The following is a 15,828-nucleotide window of genomic DNA, read 5'->3' as shown; positions in this document are numbered from 1 at the left end:
CTCGGGAAATCCCGTCCAGAATCTGAATTCGCTGCGAAAATGGCACGCAATGTGTTTGGCTACGTGCCGCACAGCGCTCGCCTTGGCAATGGATGGCCGTGATTCCACGGCGGAGGGCGGTATCGGCCAGCCTTCGTTCTCGGCCCTTTCCACAGCGCCTGATATCTGCATGGCAGCAATGCCTTCACCGAATTTGGCACTCACGACACGGTGCCCCTTGCATCTGTTCATGACGTCCTCGCTTTCGTGCAGGCCGGCACGAGACGGACGTTGGAGATAGGCGGGGTTCGCATTCCAGCAGCGGCTCACCATAGCACTTCCGTGACGCAAGCGCCGATGCCTGTCCCCCGCTCAGACCGACGGCAACGCTCACGGCACAGTAACAACCATGGGGCTATGGTCATGAGGTTGCTGCGCAATGCCGCAACGGCTCCTCAAGCCGCGCCGCACTTCCACCCACTCTCCGCATTGAGTTCTCGCCCCGGCAATCGGGGCTTTGGCTTCGGCCATCTTCGATTTGCAATCCGCAAATCACACCAAGGCTCACCCATGAACACGACCCAAGAAAACAAGTCCCAGGAGAAGAACCTCCTGGATACCGCTGCTGCCAACGGTTCCTTCAAGACCTTCGCTCGCGCCGTGAACCAATCAGGCTTGAAAGACACCCTGGCTGGACCAGGCCCCTTCACGGTCTTCGCTCCTACCGATGAAGCGTTCGCCAAACTGCCTCCGGGCAAGCTGGAGGAATGGTTCAAGCCCGAGAACAAGGCGGAGCTCACTTCGGTGCTGAATTATCACCTCGTCAATGGTCGCCGCAGCAAGGCGGACATCGGCAAGTGGGAGGCTGCGCGGACAGTGAACGGCCAGCCGGCCCCCATTCAACTGGCAGGCGACAGGCTCAGCATCGATGGCGCCGAGGTTACCCAGGCGGATATCGCCTCGACCAATGGCGTTCTCCATGGCATCGACAAAGTCAACATCCCGGCATCGACCAAGCACTAACGGGTGACATGCAATGGATTGCGAACGGCAGGAAGGAATTCCTGCCGTTTTCTTGTTCCCCCTGGTCAAAATCCTCCTGCGGATGTCGCCTGTCATGCGCCTTCGCACACCGGCTCCAGGAGCGAATTGACGTCAAGCCTGAACCGTACGCAAGGGGCTACAGATGACTTACCTCAAAGAACGCACCAACAAAAACCTGGCCAAGCCACGCCCGCCCTTTTCACTCAAACAACCCGCCCTTCCAATCAGGCGGAAGAAGAGCGTCCGACGACCTCGCCCCCATTGAAAATCACTACCCGCGAGGATAAACGATGAGTATCTCCGACCAAGCCACCGCATTGATGGTCAAGATTGTCTATCAGCTTAGGCCGCCTGCCACCACGACGATGGCTCCATGCCTTCGTTGCAGCAGCCCGAGTCCCGGAGGACAAGTCTGCGCCGCGTGTTTGGACGATGACCTGGGTGGCCTGATCAAGAACAGAGGTGCCGCCGTACGCTGGCTTAACTCGGTGAAGCAGGCCGCTCAGGACGAGCGAACGGTCATTTCATATGCGCAGAAGATGGACGAGGCGAGAACCAGATAGAACGGCCGAACCGCCTTTCGCGACCAGCCCCGGAAACTGACGGCCCCGCAGTTTGCAATGAAACATCAGCATCATGCCTTTGCCCTCCCAAGGCATCCATCGTTCCCCATCCAATTGCAGTACCGGGCCTACCAGAAACCAAAGAACGACAAGGATTATCGCCACTGAGACGGCGACAGCCACTGCAATCCAAATCTCGCCAGATGTCAGCTTCACTACCGCGCCCTCCGCAGGGTATCGAGGTTGCGCGCTGAACAGTGAAAGGGGAATGATGGCTGCAGATGACCTGGCCTCCCCTGGCGCATAAAGACACCCAAAGTTGTCTAGCGCTCCTGGCCTGACCGCGTCATCCCGCCCTCACAACACGATGACGTTGCGTACACGTCGTGTGTGAAAAATCCAGGTTTCCTTCAATACCGAGCCTCGACATGACTACCCAGAAGGACATCATGGAGCTGGAACGGCAGTTCTGGCAGGCGATAGTCGATACGGACGTCGATACTGCAATCTCGCTGCTTGATGGAGAATCGGTTTCCGTCTCCGGATGGGGAATCCATCACTTCAGCCCCTCCGAATACAGGAAAATGGCTTCGTCCGGCGATGCGCGGGTCACGGCCTTCAAGTTCTCCGAGGAACGGGTAATTTTCCCCGCGCCTGATGTCGCCATTGCGACCTACAAAGCGGACCAGTCCATTACCGTCAGCGGGAAGAGCCAGGACATGGTGGTTTACGACACCACGACATGGGTCCGCAAGGATGGGGCCTGGGTGGCCTCAGCCCACACCGAAACCGTCCGCCAGACCAACTCCTAGCCGGACTTCGCACCACATACGGTTAGCGCGCGCCGGCAATAGGAGGAATGTCAGTCGCTGTCCTGTCGCTGCCAGGCTCCATGCACCAGTAAACGCCGTATGCAATGGCGACCAGCGCCACCGCAATGAGGGCGCCGAGTGCGATCCTTCGTTGGGTCCTGAGCTTCATACCCGGACCGTAGCACCCTCCCGTTACCGTGGCGCCCGGAAAGGGTTGCCATTACGTATCGATGTGAACTGCGTGCCTATTCCGTCCAGAGTTAGTCCGACACCAGTAGGGCGCTCCAGGGGTGTTCGAGCCATTTCCGGTGACGGGATAGCCCTCTCGGACCGGTTAATCGCCCTTGAACTCGTCAGCAAGCCTGTTGAGCACGCACTCCAGCATCGACTCGAAATTCTCCCACTGCTCCAGTGGCTCCGTCGAAGTCTCCAGACGACGGTAGACGCGCGCGCCCCAACCGCGGAAGTAAAGCACGGACCCGTCCTCATCGAGACCGCCAATGTAGAAGTCTTCGGGATTCGAGTTTGCCGGGCGGAGCAGACCATTCTGATCGATCAGGTCGAATGGCTGGCGACGCTCCGGATCGCGGCTGACTTCGGCGCGAAGGCCGAAGATCGAAAGGCCTCCCTGATAGAAATGCGCGCCGTTGAAGGATGCCAGGTATGCCAGCACGCGCGGGGGAAACGTGGTCGGCGACCTTCGCTGGCGACGCTCCACCTCGTCCTCGGACAAGGGCGCGAACACTTCGTGCCGAAAGGCAGCCGGCCCGACCTCCGGCATTGCTCCAATGCCCGTCCAGCCGAATCCGGCATGGTTCGGCTCTCCTGCATTGCTGTGGATCACTGAATCGAGAATGGTCTGCAAGGTATTCATTTTCCACGGCCCGCCTTTCCGGCCCGGGTACGCATTCCGGAGCCACTTCCAAGACATTTCACCATAGGGTTCGTCCCTCGCCTGGTTTGATACTTACCCGACCTGGACACCACCCGACGGGTAACGATGCCGGATTTCACGCAACAAGGCATCGGCAAGCTGCTCGGGCGGCGCGGCCGCGTCCCATGGCTCGCCAAGTTCGCGGCCGACCGCGCCGCTCAGCACGGCATATTCGCGGTGGAATGTTTCCTTATCGTAGTCGAGTTCGTCGATCGCTCTGGCGCTGGCACGATGATCTATCCGGGCCAGATTCGATTCAGGATCCAGCGTCATGCGGAAGCAGAAGATCCGATCGTCCAACCGGGCCAGCCGGCAGCGAAGGTCCTCCAGGTCGGCTGCGGTTTCCCAGAGATGGTTGATCACGAAATGGCGGTAGCCGAATCGTCGATGGTGACGCAGCAGCAACAGGATTCCCCGGTGAAGGTGCTCGACCGGATCCGCAGGCAGCGGATTGACCGCGACCAGGCTGTCGCCGTCCAGCATGGCGCAACGGTCGATTCTCTCCGACAGGGCTTCGGAGAGCGTCGATTTGCCTATGCCCAGCGGGCCGTTGATCACGATGATCATGAAAGTCCGCGCTTCCGGAGCCCGGTCATCGGGTTGCTTCGCCGACTTCCAGATCGCCGGCCAGGACGCGGCGCGCGACATGGAGCGGATCATCTCCACCGTTCACATCCGGCGCCACGCCTTCGCGGTCCCAGTTGCCGCCGGTCCGGACGTTGAGCGGCCGGGCATCCGGAATGAAAATCTGGAAGCCATGCGGCAATGGCTTGGGGTCACCCAGCAGGTTGGCCGCACCCGCGCTGCGCGAACCGATCACCACCGCCCTGCTGGCGGCCTGCAGCGAATAGGCGACGTACTCCGATGCGGACGCGGAACGGCGGTCCAGCAGGACCACCAGCCCGCCGTGGTATTCCGGCAGATCACGCTTGGGCAGCGGCTCGGTCCGGCGCGCCGAGCGCGCCTGGATGTCCTGCACCGAAGCCACCTCGTCGCCCAGGAATGCACGCACCAGCTGGCCTGCGGTATCCGCGTCGCCGCCGCCATTCTGCCTGAGGTCCAGCACCAGTCCCTGCGTGTCCTTGAGCAGTTCCATTGCATTGCGAAGCTTGGGGCCCGCCATGTCCCAAGGATAGAAGGACGCCAGGCGCAGGTAACCGATGTTGCCTTCCAGCACCTTCACTTCCCGCACGCCCATGTTGGCGGGCTTGCCGGCCGCCCGCCAGGCCATCAGCCAATCGTCATCGGCGCCCGCCTTCTCTTCGATCACCCGCTCGATCAGGAAGTGTCCGTCGTAGGCATCCAGATCCCGGTTGAGTCGCTTGGAGAAGGAAAGCCAGTCGCCACATGCATCGGCATAGCGTCCCTTGTCCGACCAGTCGCGGACGCTTTCGGCAATCTGCCGGGCTTCCCCGGCAATCACGTAGTCCTTCTCGATGGCCTTCGCCATCTGTTCGAGCACGGCTTCCTGCTGCGGACAACCGCCCGCCAGCATCGCCGCCAACCATAGTGCCTGGCTCATGACCCTTCTCCTCCCATGCCATTATTGACAATATATAAGTGCTAACATATATTCCTGGGCATGACAACACCACATGCAACTTTGGGCACGCTGTTGCGTACCCTCATCGATCAGTTGGATTCGGCGGTCGCGGATGCGTACGCCGAGTCCGGACTCGACTACAAACCGCGCTTCACACCGATCATCCGCGCGCTCTCCCAACACGGCCCCTCGCGGATCAAGGACATCGCCGACGGGATGGGCGTGAGCCATTCGGCGGTCAGCCAGACCCTGAGCGCGCTGGTGCGCGCCAAGTGGGTCAAGCTCCTGCCCGGCGAGGACAGTCGCGAGCGCATCGTGCACCTGACCCCCTACGCGAAGGCCCGCCTGCCCCTCCTCGAACAGCACTGGGCGACCACCGCGAAGGCGGCGGCCAGCCTCAACGAGGACCTGGGAATTTCGCTTGAAGACGTGCTTCGCAACGCGCTGAAGGCGTTGCAGGACCAGTCGTTCGGGGAGCGTATACGGAAAGCGGGTAAAGTCCGTTCCGCCTGACCCGGGCGTCCATCCTTCCCGCCACATCGCACCCACCGGAGAGTCCAGATGCGTGGTCTTCGCCTTTTCGCGTTCACCCTGTCGCTGCTGCCGTGGCTGGCCTGCGCCGCGACGCTCCCCTCCCCCACTTCCCTTCCCATCACCGCCGAGATAACGGGCACCGGCACGACGGATCTGGTGCTTGTTCCCGGCCTGTCCGGTGGCGATGTTTCCTGGCAGGAAACCGCGGTGCGATTGTCGGACCGGTATCGCGTGCACAGGCTCCGGATAGCCGGACTCGAAGGGCCCGTTGGCGATGCTCCCGCACCAAGCAGTATCGGCGCGGTCGCCGAAGCGCTGACGAGCTATATCCAGCGGAATTCGTCTCGTCCCGTCATGCTTGTCGGGCATTCGGCCGGCGGCGTGGCGGCGCTGATGGCCACGCTTCGGCAGCCCGATCTGGTGGCGCGCGTCATCATCGTGGACGCGCTGCCCTTCATGTCCGCCAATCGCGGCAGCACAAGCGTGGACGAGGAACTGCGCGGCAAGGTCGGCGCGGAGGTCCGGGACATGCGCGCGGAAGACGCGGCGGCCTTCGAAAAGCGGATGCAGGCGCAGGCTTCGTCCGCGGTGGGCGATCCGGACACCGCCGCCCGAATCGCGCAGGGCGGCGCACGCAGCCATCGAGACACCTACGCCGCGTTGTACGAAAGTCTTTCGACCACGGACCTGAGAGCCGAAGTCGCCGGCCTGCGTCCGTCGTTGACCGTCATCTTCGCCGACCAATCGCCACTTGGCGCGCCCGCCGGATACATGGCCCGCCGCTACCGGGAGCAGTATGCGAGCAGCCGGGCCACGCTGGTGGAAGTCACCGATGCCCGTCATTACCTGATGCTCGACCAGCCGCGCGAGTTTGCCGAGGCGCTGGATGCGGCATTGATGGATTGAACCGAGCCGGCATAGCGTGAGGTTGGCATGGCACTGCTGATCGGCGAGGTGTTCTCGCCCTGGACGCGCAAGGCGCGATGGGCGCTGGACTACTGCGACATGGCCTATCGCTACCAGGAGTACGTCCCGTTCCTCAGCGAACCCGGGCTCAGGCTCAGGTTGCGGCAATGGCATGGCAAGGTGTCGGTTCCCGTGCTGTTGGCGGACACGGGGCCGGTACGTGGCTCGTTCGAAATCGCCCGGTACGCCGCGCTGGCTTCGGGTGACGATCGGCTGGGCGATTTCGACCGGATCCGGTTCTGGGATGACATCAGCGAGGTGGGCCTGGCTGCCGCCAGGACCCGTGTGGTCAGGACCATCGCGGAGCATCCGGATGCGCTCGACGAATCCCTTCCCCACCTACCTTCGCGACTCAGGCCCCTGCTCCGCCCCATCACCCGCCGCGTGGTGAACGCACTGGACCGGAAGTACGCGCACTTGTACGGGGCCGGCAACCACCGGAACGCACTGTTTGCATTGCGCCGCGGTTTGCGCGAATCCGGAACGGGATTCGTGCTGGACACTTTCAGCTACGCCGACATCACCCTGTGCGCCCTGCTGGACGCGGTGGTCCCCGAGACCGATGCCGTGTTTCCCGGCGAAGCGCAGCGGCGCTGCTGGCAGGACGACGGTCTGGCCGATGAGTTCGCCGACCTGCTTGTCTGGCGGGAACAGCTGCGCCCGTATCGCGCTTCCCCGCCTGTCGTCTGAATGCGGTGCGTACCGCCACCTGCTTCCCTGCTGGCCACCCGTGAGGGGAACGCCCGTTCCCCCCCACGGGTACAGGCTAGCGTTGACCGCCGCGTCGTCTTCCGGCCAGTTCGCTGGCCGCCGCGCGGAGTTCCTCGCGTGAAATCCTGTCGTCGCGATCCGCATCGATGCGATTGAAATGCTCGGCCAGCTTAGGCAGGGAAGCGTCGGCCTCGGCACGACTGATGTAGCCGTCCTGATCCGTATCGGCGGATTGCAGGCGTTCCTGGAGCGCCTGCTTGCGCGCGCCGCGACCTTGCTGCGCATCCGCGGCGAACGAAGCCAGCAACAAGCTCGCCAGCAGGGTGAAATGAATGCTTTTCATGGATGGGATCCTGTCTATGGGAATTCAACGTTCCGGGTTGTCGCAATCAGCGCTGGCGGCAGGGCGCGGGATCGCCATTGGCATCGTGGCAACTCCCGGAGTAGCTGACCTTTCCGTCGGAGAATGCGAGCGAGCCGTCGTAGTGGCCGCCATCGCGCGTGGTGAGCGTGGTGGCGCGGGTGCCGGAGACGCTGCCGTCCGCGCTCCGGCTGATGCTGCCGGAACGGTCGACGCCCGCACCGCCGGGACCATGGAGCGAGATATCGCGCTGACGACTCGCATTCCCGGCGTGATCGCGCTGGCTGGAAGTTTGATAGCCGGCGGTCCCGCCCCGATGACCCTGTGCCGAGCCCTGCCGATTGAGCGAGGCGTTTCCATGCCCGTCCGCCTGCCAATGGCGGCTCCGCCGGGACTCGAAACGGGCATTCGAACGGGCCGCTTCGACCTCGCCGGCATGCGGGCTCCGTTCCACATGGCGGAAACGCTCGCGTCCGACAGTCCACGGGCAACTGGCCAGTGCTATCGCGAAAACAAACATTCGGGTCCAAACAGGGACTGTGTTCATGGTGGTTCCTTCGGGTAGGGGTTGGCCGGGAATTCCGACGCATCCACGCTAATCGCGCTCCGCTCCCTCCATCGCACGCAGATGTAAACCGCCGTTTCTCCCGGGCGTTCCAGAAACATCCGCTTACAAATCGGCACCGGTTCCCCGCTGCCGGCGACCGGCATTGCCGACATAGTGACCGCCATGAACGAATCCACGCCGTCCCGCATCCTGATCGTCGATGACGACGCCCGCCTTCGCGAGCTGCTGTGCCGTTATCTGCGCGAATCGGGCCTGCATGCCAAAGGCGTGGCCGACGGCAGGGACATGGATGTCGCCCTGGGCCGTGATCACTACGACCTCGTCGTGCTCGACCTCATGCTGCCGGGCGAGGACGGGCTGGCCCTGTGCCGCCGGCTGCGCTCGCAGGACGACGCCGTTGCCGTGGTCATGCTCACCGCCAAGGGCGATGACGTGGACCGCATCGTCGGGCTGGAGATGGGCGCCGACGACTACATTCCCAAGCCGGTCAATCCGCGCGAACTGGTGGCGCGGATACGCAGCGTATTGCGACGTTCCCACCGCGTTCCCGGCGCCCCTTCGCCCGAGGCCGGATGCCTGCGATTCGGCGCGTTCACCCTGGACATGGCGGCCAGGACGCTGCATCGCCATGGACGCCCCCTGCGGATGACCGGAGGCGAATTCGCCGTGCTCTCGGTGCTCGCGCGCCATCCCCATACCACCCTGAGCCGCGACCGCCTGATGAGTCTGGCGCGCGGCCGCGGCCTGGAGGTAATGGGCAGGAGCATCGACATCACCATCGTCCGCCTGCGCAAGCTGGTCGAGGAAGACCCGCGCCGGCCACGCCTGATCCAGACGGTATGGGGTGCCGGCTATGTGTTCGTCCCGCCGGCGGAGGAAGCATGATTCCGCGCATGATTTCGCGCATGACCCCGCGCATCAACCGGCCATCGACGGTATTCGGACAACTGGTGGCGGTCATCTCGCTGTGCCTGCTGGGCGCGTTCGTGCTGACCTTCCTGCTGGTCAGGGAACTGTGGGTGCGTCCGGCGGCGGAACAGTCCTATCGCGTGATGGATGGCTTTGCCAGGACCGTGGAGACGCTTGCCCGCAAGGAACCGATCGACACCACGGTGAGCCGCCTGCAGGCCGCCGGCCTGCGTTTCCAGACCGCTCCGCCCGTGGACACGCGGCCCCGGATCGCGCCCTACCTGCGTGAACTGGCGTCGCTTTCGGGGGCCGGGGATGTGGCGCCGCGCGAGGTCCGGATTGCGGACGGCCCCGGCGGGCGACCGGTCCTCTGGCTCAGGCTGCGGACGGAGCCTTCATTGTGGATTTCATTCGCGCGCGAACGGGTGCAGGGCGAGGTGCGCTGGCTGCCGCTGCTGATCCTGCTGGCGTGCGCGCTCGCGGTGCTGGTGGCGGCGGGATGTTTCGCCCGCAGGCTGGTCATCCCCCTGCGCAGCCTGGCGCAGCACGCACCGGACGTGGTGCGCGGCGAATGGCCGCGCCTGCCGTTGCCCCAGGCTTCGCGGGAGGTGGCGGAACTGGCGCAGGCGCTTGGCCGGGCGGGCGATGACCTTCGCGCGATGATGGACGATCGCAACCTGATGCTCGCCGGCATATCGCACGATCTGCGCACGCCGATGATGCGGTTGCAGTACGCGGTGGAGTTGCTGCCGGGAACCGATCCGGAACTGCGCGCGGGCATGCATCGGGATATCGAGGAGATGGACGACATCCTCGGACAGTTCATCGCCTATGCCCGCGATGGCAGGGATGAAAACAATCGCACCCTCGATCTGGCGGCCATCTGCCGGCAGGTCGTCGCCGTCTCCGGCGTGGATTGGCAACTGCAGGTTCCCGACCAGGCGTGGCTGCGCGGGCGACCGATGGCCCTGCTCCGGGCGCTGGAGAACCTGGTGACCAACGCGCTTCGGCACGGTGCCCCGCCCTATGAACTGCGGCTCCGGCGGGAGGGCGATGCGTGGTGCGTCGACGTCATCGACCACGGTTCGGGCATGCCGCCCGGTCATTCGCGCGAGGCCCGCAAGCCTTTCGTCCATGACGCCACGCGCGGTGGCAGCGGCCTGGGCCTGGCCATCGTCGAGCGGATCGCGGCCCAGCACGCGGGCGATCTCCAACTCGGTTCCCACCTGCCGCACGGGCTGCGGGCCACGCTGCGGCTGAAATCCAACCTGGAGTGACCATGCGCCTTTCGACATTGCGTCCATGCCTGCTGGCGGCCCTCCTCGCCTTCATCGCCTTCCTGCCACCCGCGAGCGACGCGGCCGAAACCGATCTCCCCGCGGGTACGCGCGTGCTTGCCGACGTCGCCTACGGGAACGACGCCAGGCAAAGGTTCGATGTCTACCTTCCCGCGGAAACCAGGAACGCGCCGGTGCTCTTCATCGTCCATGGCGGTGCGTGGCGCAATGGCTGGAAGGACCATCGCGGCCTGATTGCGAACAAGGCCGCTTACTGGATTCCCAAGGGCTACGTGATCGTCTCGACCGACTATCGCCTGCTCCCCGAGGCGGATCCACGGGGCCAGGCCGAGGATGTCGCCCGCGCCATCGCGAAGGCACAGGAACTGGCACCGGCCTGGGGTGGAGATCCGGCTCGTTTCATCCTGATGGGCCATTCGGCGGGTGCGCACCTGGCACTGTTGCTGGCGGCGGATCCCGCACGACTGGCGAAGCACGGGGCACGCCCGCCACGGGGTGTCATTTCACTGGACAGCGGCGCGGTGGATGTCGTCGGAATCATGCGGACCGTTCCGCATCCCGCCCTGTACGACGCGGCATTCGGTGACTCTCTGTCGTACTGGCAGGCGGTATCGCCGCATCATCTCCTGGACCCTGGAGCGCCGCCGATGCTGCTGGTGTGCTCTTCGCGTCGCCGAGGCGCATGTCCGCCTTCCTGGCGGTTCTCGCGCAAGGCGACATCGCTGGGCGTCCGCGTGGAGGTGATGGAACAGGATCTGTCCCACATGGCGATCAATCGGGAACTCGGCCTGCCGGGCGCCTTTACGGAGCAGGTGGATGCCTTCATTGAACGCGTCGACAGATGAACGGCCCGTACAAACCGCGCAGCACACGTCCGAGCCATTTCTTTCGAGGAGTTTGACGTGATGGAGCTGTCGGCCCTTGCGCTGGGATTTGTCCTGGCCGCACCCATTGTCGTTCCGGAACGGAATCCGGTGTATGCGCCTGGCTGGTCGGCCACCCATGCCGATGCATCGAACAGCGACTACAGCCCGGTGCCGGGATCCGCGCGCATCGTCCACGCGTGGTCCCGTTCCTTCGAGGGCATGATCAACCTGGGACCGACCAGTGATGGTCACGGGCAACTGTATGTCACCACCAGCGGACCGGGCTGCCGGCTGCACGCGCTGGATCGGGCGACCGGCCGGACGCTCTGGTGCTCCGATGCGCTGGACCGCCTCGCGGTGGCTTCCTCGCCGCTGCTGGACGCGGATCGCAATCTGTACCTTGCCGATGGCGCGTCGATGCATTCGTTCCGGCACGACGGCGGCAAGCGCTGGGAAACACCCCTCCTCGGATTCCCGTTGTCGGCGCAGTTCGCTGCCGATGGCGATCTGGTTTTCATCACCCATGTGGGTGTCATTTACCGCCTGGACCGCAGGACCGGGAAAACCGTCATCGATCCCATTGAACTGATCCCGGATCCCGTCTTCGACCCCTCCAGGGATGCGCTTGCCTGCATGCGTGGCACCCGGGCATGTCCGAGCGCCAACACGCCCGCGCTGGATCGGCACGCTGGCAGGTTCATCTTCACGTTCTGGGCTCCGGAGTCACCCGCGGCCGGTATCCGTTCGATGAAGATCCTGGCCGGCGCGGACGCCAAGGGCATCACCGCCGACTGGACCCATGACACGCTCCCGGGCGGGAGTGCGGCCAGTCCGAGTCTGTCGGCGGATGGCAGCCGGGTCTACCTGACCGACAACAACCAGCGCTTGCTGGCACTCGATGCGCGTACCGGCGAGCGCGTGTGGAGCATCGACATCGGCTACTCCGCGGGCGGCAGTCCCTCGGTCTCGCCCGACGGCATCATCCTGCCCGCCGGTGGTGGCGATGCTCCCCTCATGGCCATTCGCGACCAAGGAAACCAGCCGCGTCTTCTATGGCGCAGGGACGACCTGCAAAACCGGGGCATCGCGACCCAGACCGCAGGTCACCTCGCCTATGCAACGGTGGCCAATGGAGATGGCACCCTGGATCTGGTGGTCGTCGACGTCCAGACCGGCAAGGTTCATGACCGGGAACATTTGCCTGGAAGACCGATGTTCACCGTCGGAACAACCGTGGATTCGGATGGCACTGTTTATGTCCCGACCATACGTGGTGGGCTTCACGCCTATGTGCCTGTCCGGTAGCGGCCGTCTACCGCGATGACGCGATAGACAAGCGCCAGGCTCGGCATGCGGACTGCACCCGGACGCGGAAAGCGATCAAGCCTGCCTGGACGAACTCCCTGCCGCGCCAATCAATGCGCGGTACTCCTGGTATCGGATGCCGGGCTGTCCATGGCAGACGCCGGGATTGCCGGACGGGAATCCTCGCTCATCGCCATCACCGCGAACAGCATCCAGGTGGTATGCGGAATCCATTGCTCCACCCAGCGCCATTGTTCCGAGTCCGGACCCGGTGCGAAGGTGATGCCGGCGCCGGTGTCGCTGCCCACCGCCCCGGTGATGCCGTTGGAGATGCCGCCCACGAACATTTCGCCGGCGCTCTCAAGGACCGTGGGCGGGTTCTTCTGGCCAAAGCCATACAGCATGGACATGCCGTACGGATTGCGGCCCAGCGTCCAGTCGAGCTGCGCCTGCGCATAGCCGGCCTGCTCGCCAGACAGGCCGTATCCGGCCTTGCCATCGGCGGCCAGCTTGCGTCCGCCGATGACCATGGCCGCGCTGAGCGATGCCAGGCGGGCGCTTTCGCCCTGCCACCAGTAGCCGGTTTCATTGCGGTGCGGAATGAAGAATCCTTCCAGCACCTCGCCCGCGGCCTTGCCGTCCTGCGTGAGCTGGAAGCGCTGGCGGGCATAGCCGTACGGATTGGACACCGCCTGGGTAATGGCCAGTTCGTGTTTCAGCGCTGAAGCGATGGCGTCCAGTGCGCGCTGGCGGCGCGCCTGTTCCGGTTCGATATCGGCATAGGCGGACAGACTGATCACCGGCAGGCCGGCTTCGGCCGCATGGTAGTAAGGACGGCTGCCGCCATCGCTGATGAAACCACCATCGGCCTGCTGGCGCGCCATCAGGCGGGCGGCGCGCTCGCGCGCATCGTCGAGATAGCGCGGCTGGCTGGTGGCGTTGTGCAGTTCCACCAGCGCCATCAGCGCGGTGTAGTCGTCGATGATGTTTTCCTTGCCGTCGGCGCAGTACTGCGGGTTGAACTCGCGCAGATGCGCATAGGCGCGCTCCGCGTCGGCCAGATAGGTCGCGCCGTCGAATTCGCCGTGACGTCCGGCCTGTTTGGCCAGCATCGAGGCGCGCGCGAGCGCCGCGATCGCCATGCCGCCGCCGGCGCGGAACGCCGAGCGATACAGGGTGGTATAGGTTCCCGCGGCGCCCTCGTAGCCGGTGACCATGCGCTTTGCGCCGGGTGTGCCCCACTGGTCGAACACCGTGGTGTAGAAGTAGCCCTCCGCGTCCAGTATGCGGTGCAGGTAATCGGCGCCCCAGAACGCCTCGTCCTCGACCTGCTTCTGCAGGCCGTGGGCGGCGAACAGTGCCTTGCGTGTATCCGCGCCATAGGCCAGCACCCAGACCGCCATCGACGCCTGCTGCGGATTGAAGTGATTGGCATAGCCGAGATGGGACAGGTACTTGCCCTTGTCGCCGCCGGCATCCTGCCAGCCGCCCCACACGTTCACCCGGCGCGAGGTCTGGAAGATGGGCAGATCCCGATCCGCGTCGTCGGTATGCCGGCTGCGCTGGAAGTAGCCCAGCAATTGCGCGCCCGTGGTGGCGAAGACGGCGTTGTCGCGTACCGCCACCGGCGCCGACAGCGCATGCTGCCCGCCGATGCGCACGTCCACCTGGTACCGGCCGCTTTGCTCGGCATCCGAAAAATCGACGCTGAAATAGCGCTTGCCCGAGCCCCATTCTGTGAAGGGTTGCAGCGGGCGCAGGTCGCCGTTCCGCACCGGCTTGCCATCGACCAGCACCGTGTAGCTGCCCTTCGTGGCCTCGCCCGTGTATTCGACGATGGCCTGCTTCGGCCCTCGCCGCTCCAGCGCCACCTGGTTGATCTGCACCAGCAGCGGTTCGCTGGGAAGGCTCACCGACACCGTGGTCGCCGGCTTCTGCTCCGAGGCGGGCGCTGCGTAGGCCTGGGTGGACAGCGCCGTCGCCAGCGCGGCCACCAGGAGAACACCGGTCTTGCAGGAAGGCGGCAATCGGGTCATTGGCACGGTTCCGGATAGACTAGCGTCGCAACTTAGCCACGGATTCGGCTGCCGTCAATAAATATTTCACATGGATGTATAAATATAAGGGTATGCACCTCCCCTCCCCTACGCTCAACCGGTTTCAACGCCTATGAACATTGGCCGCGGCGCCACCCAGCAGTCCAGCGCCCCCTACAACCGCCGCCTCGTGCTGGATTTCATCCGCCAGCATGGCGCGGCCTCGCGCAAGGACATCCAGGAAAAGGTCTCGCTCAGCCCGCAGACGGTGGCCAACATCACCAATGAGCTGGAGTCCATCGGCCTGATCGTCTCGCGCCGGCAGAAGGACCTCAAAACCCGCGGGCAGCCGCCGATCGCCTTCGAAATCAATCCCGACGCCGGCCAGTCCATCGGCATCAGCCTGGAACCGGGCCGTGCCTCGGGTGCGCTGGTCAATCTGGTCGGCCGGATCGACGCCCGTTTCGAAGTGCAGTTGCAGGGCTGCGACCGCCCGCAGCTGCTGGCCGGGCTGCTGGAACTGGTGGCCAACCTGCGCCGGCAGGCCAATGCCCGGGTCTGGGGCATCGGCGTGGCCCTGCCCGGCCCGCTCGGCGATACCGAACTGAGTTTCGTCGGCCCCACCGCGCTGGAGGGCTGGAAGGATCTGTCCATCCTCGACCAGTTGCAGGAAGCCACCGGCCTGCCGCTGTTCCACAGCGTCGACAGCGTGGCCGGCGCGCTCGGCGAGACCCTGTACGGCGTCGCCCGGCACCTGGACAACTTCTTCTACCTGCACCTGAGCATGGGCCTGGGCGGCTCGCTGATCGTTGGCCGCAACCACTACCGCGGCGCCGACGGCAATGCCACCGAGATCGGCCACGTGCCGGTCGTGCCCGGCGGGACACCCTGTTACTGCGGCAACCAGGGTTGTCTGGAGCGCTACCTGTCGCTGCACTCGCTGGCCGAAGCGCTGGGCATGGACGACGGCCAGATCCGCACATCGGACCTGCTGGATCGGCTGGACGACGCCAATGACCAGCCCTTGCAGCAGTGGTGCCAGCAGGCCGCCCAGCGCCTGCGCGACGCCATCTGCATGATCGAGAACCTGCTCGACCCGCAGACCATCGTCATCGGCGGCTCCGCGCCGCAAAAGCTGGTCCGGCGCCTGGTCGAACTGGCCCAGCCGCTGCACCGTTCGGTGCGCGGCCGCCCCGCGCCGCAACTGCCGCGGGTGATGATTTCCCAGCGCGAGGAAGACTGCTCGCTGCTGGGCGCCGCCGTGCTGCCCATCCATGAGCTGCTCTCGCCGCGCCTGCAGGGCGTGCAGAAGGACGATCCGGGCGACACGCAGGCCGCGGAACTGCTGGGCCACCGCCCAGCCAATGGGGGGCGCCGAATTTAATTAAACTTCCACTGG

At 64.8% G+C, this 15,828-nt stretch carries 16 protein-coding genes; 10 read left to right on the top strand and 6 right to left on the bottom strand.

The window, feature by feature from the left end; translation table 11 throughout:
- Nucleotides 1-549: 549 nt before the first annotated feature.
- A complete protein-coding gene (locus FHW78_RS00315) occupies nucleotides 550-1,002 on the top strand; it encodes a fasciclin domain-containing protein (RefSeq protein ID WP_183636288.1) in 453 nt (150 codons plus the stop codon).
- Between the two features lie 1,012 nt (nucleotides 1,003-2,014).
- Nucleotides 2,015-2,398: a nuclear transport factor 2 family protein gene (locus FHW78_RS00310; RefSeq protein ID WP_183636287.1), complete on the top strand. Its 384-nt coding sequence runs from the start codon at nucleotides 2,015-2,017 to the stop codon at nucleotides 2,396-2,398.
- Nucleotides 2,399-2,732: 334 nt separating this feature from the next.
- Here FHW78_RS00310 and FHW78_RS00305 read toward each other — a convergent pair whose 3' ends face one another.
- The 3 genes from FHW78_RS00305 to FHW78_RS00295 form a co-directional block, all read right to left on the bottom strand.
- A complete protein-coding gene (locus tag FHW78_RS00305; RefSeq protein ID WP_183636286.1) occupies nucleotides 2,733-3,272 on the bottom strand; it encodes an SMI1/KNR4 family protein in 540 nt (179 codons plus the stop codon).
- A 93-nt stretch (nucleotides 3,273-3,365) separates the two neighbouring features.
- Complete coding sequence (locus FHW78_RS00300; protein WP_183636285.1) at nucleotides 3,366-3,899, bottom strand: Gar/GrdA family gentamicin resistance ATP-binding protein; 534 nt, start codon at nucleotides 3,897-3,899, stop codon at nucleotides 3,366-3,368.
- A 25-nt stretch (nucleotides 3,900-3,924) separates the two neighbouring features.
- Complete coding sequence (locus tag FHW78_RS00295) at nucleotides 3,925-4,854, bottom strand: S41 family peptidase (RefSeq protein ID WP_183636284.1); 930 nt, start codon at nucleotides 4,852-4,854, stop codon at nucleotides 3,925-3,927.
- A 93-nt stretch (nucleotides 4,855-4,947) separates the two neighbouring features.
- On the opposite strand from FHW78_RS00295, the gene FHW78_RS00290 reads away from it, so the two are divergent.
- From FHW78_RS00290 to FHW78_RS00280, 3 genes are read left to right on the top strand one after another with little or no spacing between them, the layout of a single operon-like run.
- Nucleotides 4,948-5,388, top strand: coding sequence for a MarR family transcriptional regulator (locus FHW78_RS00290; RefSeq protein WP_343205520.1), 441 nt, complete (start codon nucleotides 4,948-4,950; stop codon nucleotides 5,386-5,388).
- 48 nt (nucleotides 5,389-5,436) lie between these two features.
- On the top strand, nucleotides 5,437-6,315 hold the full coding sequence (locus tag FHW78_RS00285) for an alpha/beta hydrolase (RefSeq protein ID WP_183636280.1): 879 nt from the start codon (nucleotides 5,437-5,439) through the stop codon (nucleotides 6,313-6,315).
- A gap of 27 nt (nucleotides 6,316-6,342) precedes the next feature.
- Nucleotides 6,343-7,065 carry a glutathione S-transferase N-terminal domain-containing protein gene (locus FHW78_RS00280; RefSeq protein WP_183636279.1) on the top strand — a complete coding sequence of 241 codons (723 nt, stop codon included), beginning with the start codon at nucleotides 6,343-6,345 and terminating at the stop codon, nucleotides 7,063-7,065.
- Between the two features lie 76 nt (nucleotides 7,066-7,141).
- Here the strand turns inward: FHW78_RS00280 and FHW78_RS00275 are convergent, their stop codons facing one another.
- Together FHW78_RS00275 and FHW78_RS00270 are read right to left on the bottom strand one after the other, a co-directional pair.
- Complete coding sequence (locus tag FHW78_RS00275) at nucleotides 7,142-7,429, bottom strand: EF-hand domain-containing protein (protein WP_183636277.1); 288 nt, start codon at nucleotides 7,427-7,429, stop codon at nucleotides 7,142-7,144.
- A 46-nt stretch (nucleotides 7,430-7,475) separates the two neighbouring features.
- Nucleotides 7,476-7,901 carry a hypothetical protein gene (locus tag FHW78_RS00270; protein ID WP_183636275.1) on the bottom strand — a complete coding sequence of 142 codons (426 nt, stop codon included), beginning with the start codon at nucleotides 7,899-7,901 and terminating at the stop codon, nucleotides 7,476-7,478.
- Nucleotides 7,902-8,177: 276 nt separating this feature from the next.
- Between FHW78_RS00270 and ompR the strand changes: the two genes are divergently transcribed.
- The 4 genes from ompR to FHW78_RS00250 are packed head-to-tail and all read left to right on the top strand — an operon-like array spanning nucleotide 8,178 to nucleotide 12,393.
- Entirely contained in the window at nucleotides 8,178-8,900 is a 723-nt protein-coding gene (ompR, locus tag FHW78_RS00265; RefSeq protein ID WP_183636272.1) for a two-component system response regulator OmpR, read from the top strand.
- Complete coding sequence (locus FHW78_RS00260) at nucleotides 8,897-10,201, top strand: ATP-binding protein (protein WP_183636264.1); 1,305 nt, start codon at nucleotides 8,897-8,899, stop codon at nucleotides 10,199-10,201. Before ompR ends, FHW78_RS00260 begins: the two co-directional genes overlap by 4 nt.
- 2 nt (nucleotides 10,202-10,203) lie before the next feature.
- A complete protein-coding gene (locus FHW78_RS00255; RefSeq protein WP_183636262.1) occupies nucleotides 10,204-11,067 on the top strand; it encodes an alpha/beta hydrolase in 864 nt (287 codons plus the stop codon).
- A gap of 60 nt (nucleotides 11,068-11,127) precedes the next feature.
- The gene (locus tag FHW78_RS00250) at nucleotides 11,128-12,393 is read left to right on the top strand and encodes a PQQ-binding-like beta-propeller repeat protein (protein WP_225562424.1); all 1,266 of its coding nucleotides are present in this window, start codon (nucleotides 11,128-11,130) and stop codon (nucleotides 12,391-12,393) included.
- 110 nt (nucleotides 12,394-12,503) lie between these two features.
- On the opposite strand, the gene FHW78_RS00245 is transcribed toward FHW78_RS00250, so the two are convergent.
- Nucleotides 12,504-14,429 carry a glycoside hydrolase family 9 protein gene (locus FHW78_RS00245; RefSeq protein WP_183636258.1) on the bottom strand — a complete coding sequence of 642 codons (1,926 nt, stop codon included), beginning with the start codon at nucleotides 14,427-14,429 and terminating at the stop codon, nucleotides 12,504-12,506.
- Nucleotides 14,430-14,562: 133 nt separating this feature from the next.
- Between FHW78_RS00245 and FHW78_RS00240 the strand changes: the two genes are divergently transcribed.
- Nucleotides 14,563-15,813: an ROK family transcriptional regulator gene (locus FHW78_RS00240; protein WP_183636256.1), complete on the top strand. Its 1,251-nt coding sequence runs from the start codon at nucleotides 14,563-14,565 to the stop codon at nucleotides 15,811-15,813.
- The last annotated feature ends 15 nt before the right edge of the window (nucleotides 15,814-15,828 follow it).

The sequence above is a fragment of the Pseudoxanthomonas sp. OG2 genome, from assembly GCF_014192765.1.
GTDB lineage: Bacteria > Pseudomonadota > Gammaproteobacteria > Xanthomonadales > Xanthomonadaceae > Pseudoxanthomonas_A > Pseudoxanthomonas_A beigongshangi.
Note: the sequence above shows the minus strand (reverse complement) of the source record. Positions and strands in the feature narration are given on the sequence as shown.

Bases quoted from the DNA above. Each gene is read 5' to 3' on its own strand.
- FHW78_RS00315 (WP_183636288.1), top strand. From the start codon at position 550: ATGAACACGACCCAAGAAAACAAGTCCCAGGAGAAGAACCTCCTGGAT.
- FHW78_RS00310 (WP_183636287.1), top strand. From the start codon at position 2,015: ATGACTACCCAGAAGGACATCATGGAGCTGGAACGGCAGTTCTGGCAG.
- FHW78_RS00305 (WP_183636286.1), bottom strand. From the start codon at position 3,272: ATGAATACCTTGCAGACCATTCTCGATTCAGTGATCCACAGCAATGCA.
- FHW78_RS00300 (WP_183636285.1), bottom strand. From the start codon at position 3,899: ATGATCATCGTGATCAACGGCCCGCTGGGCATAGGCAAATCGACGCTC.
- FHW78_RS00295 (WP_183636284.1), bottom strand. From the start codon at position 4,854: ATGAGCCAGGCACTATGGTTGGCGGCGATGCTGGCGGGCGGTTGTCCG.
- FHW78_RS00285 (WP_183636280.1), top strand. From the start codon at position 5,437: ATGCGTGGTCTTCGCCTTTTCGCGTTCACCCTGTCGCTGCTGCCGTGG.
- FHW78_RS00280 (WP_183636279.1), top strand. From the start codon at position 6,343: ATGGCACTGCTGATCGGCGAGGTGTTCTCGCCCTGGACGCGCAAGGCG.
- FHW78_RS00275 (WP_183636277.1), bottom strand. From the start codon at position 7,429: ATGAAAAGCATTCATTTCACCCTGCTGGCGAGCTTGTTGCTGGCTTCG.
- ompR (WP_183636272.1), top strand. From the start codon at position 8,178: ATGAACGAATCCACGCCGTCCCGCATCCTGATCGTCGATGACGACGCC.
- FHW78_RS00260 (WP_183636264.1), top strand. From the start codon at position 8,897: ATGATTCCGCGCATGATTTCGCGCATGACCCCGCGCATCAACCGGCCA.
- FHW78_RS00255 (WP_183636262.1), top strand. From the start codon at position 10,204: ATGCGCCTTTCGACATTGCGTCCATGCCTGCTGGCGGCCCTCCTCGCC.
- FHW78_RS00250 (WP_225562424.1), top strand. From the start codon at position 11,128: ATGGAGCTGTCGGCCCTTGCGCTGGGATTTGTCCTGGCCGCACCCATT.
- FHW78_RS00245 (WP_183636258.1), bottom strand. From the start codon at position 14,429: ATGACCCGATTGCCGCCTTCCTGCAAGACCGGTGTTCTCCTGGTGGCC.
- FHW78_RS00240 (WP_183636256.1), top strand. From the start codon at position 14,563: ATGAACATTGGCCGCGGCGCCACCCAGCAGTCCAGCGCCCCCTACAAC.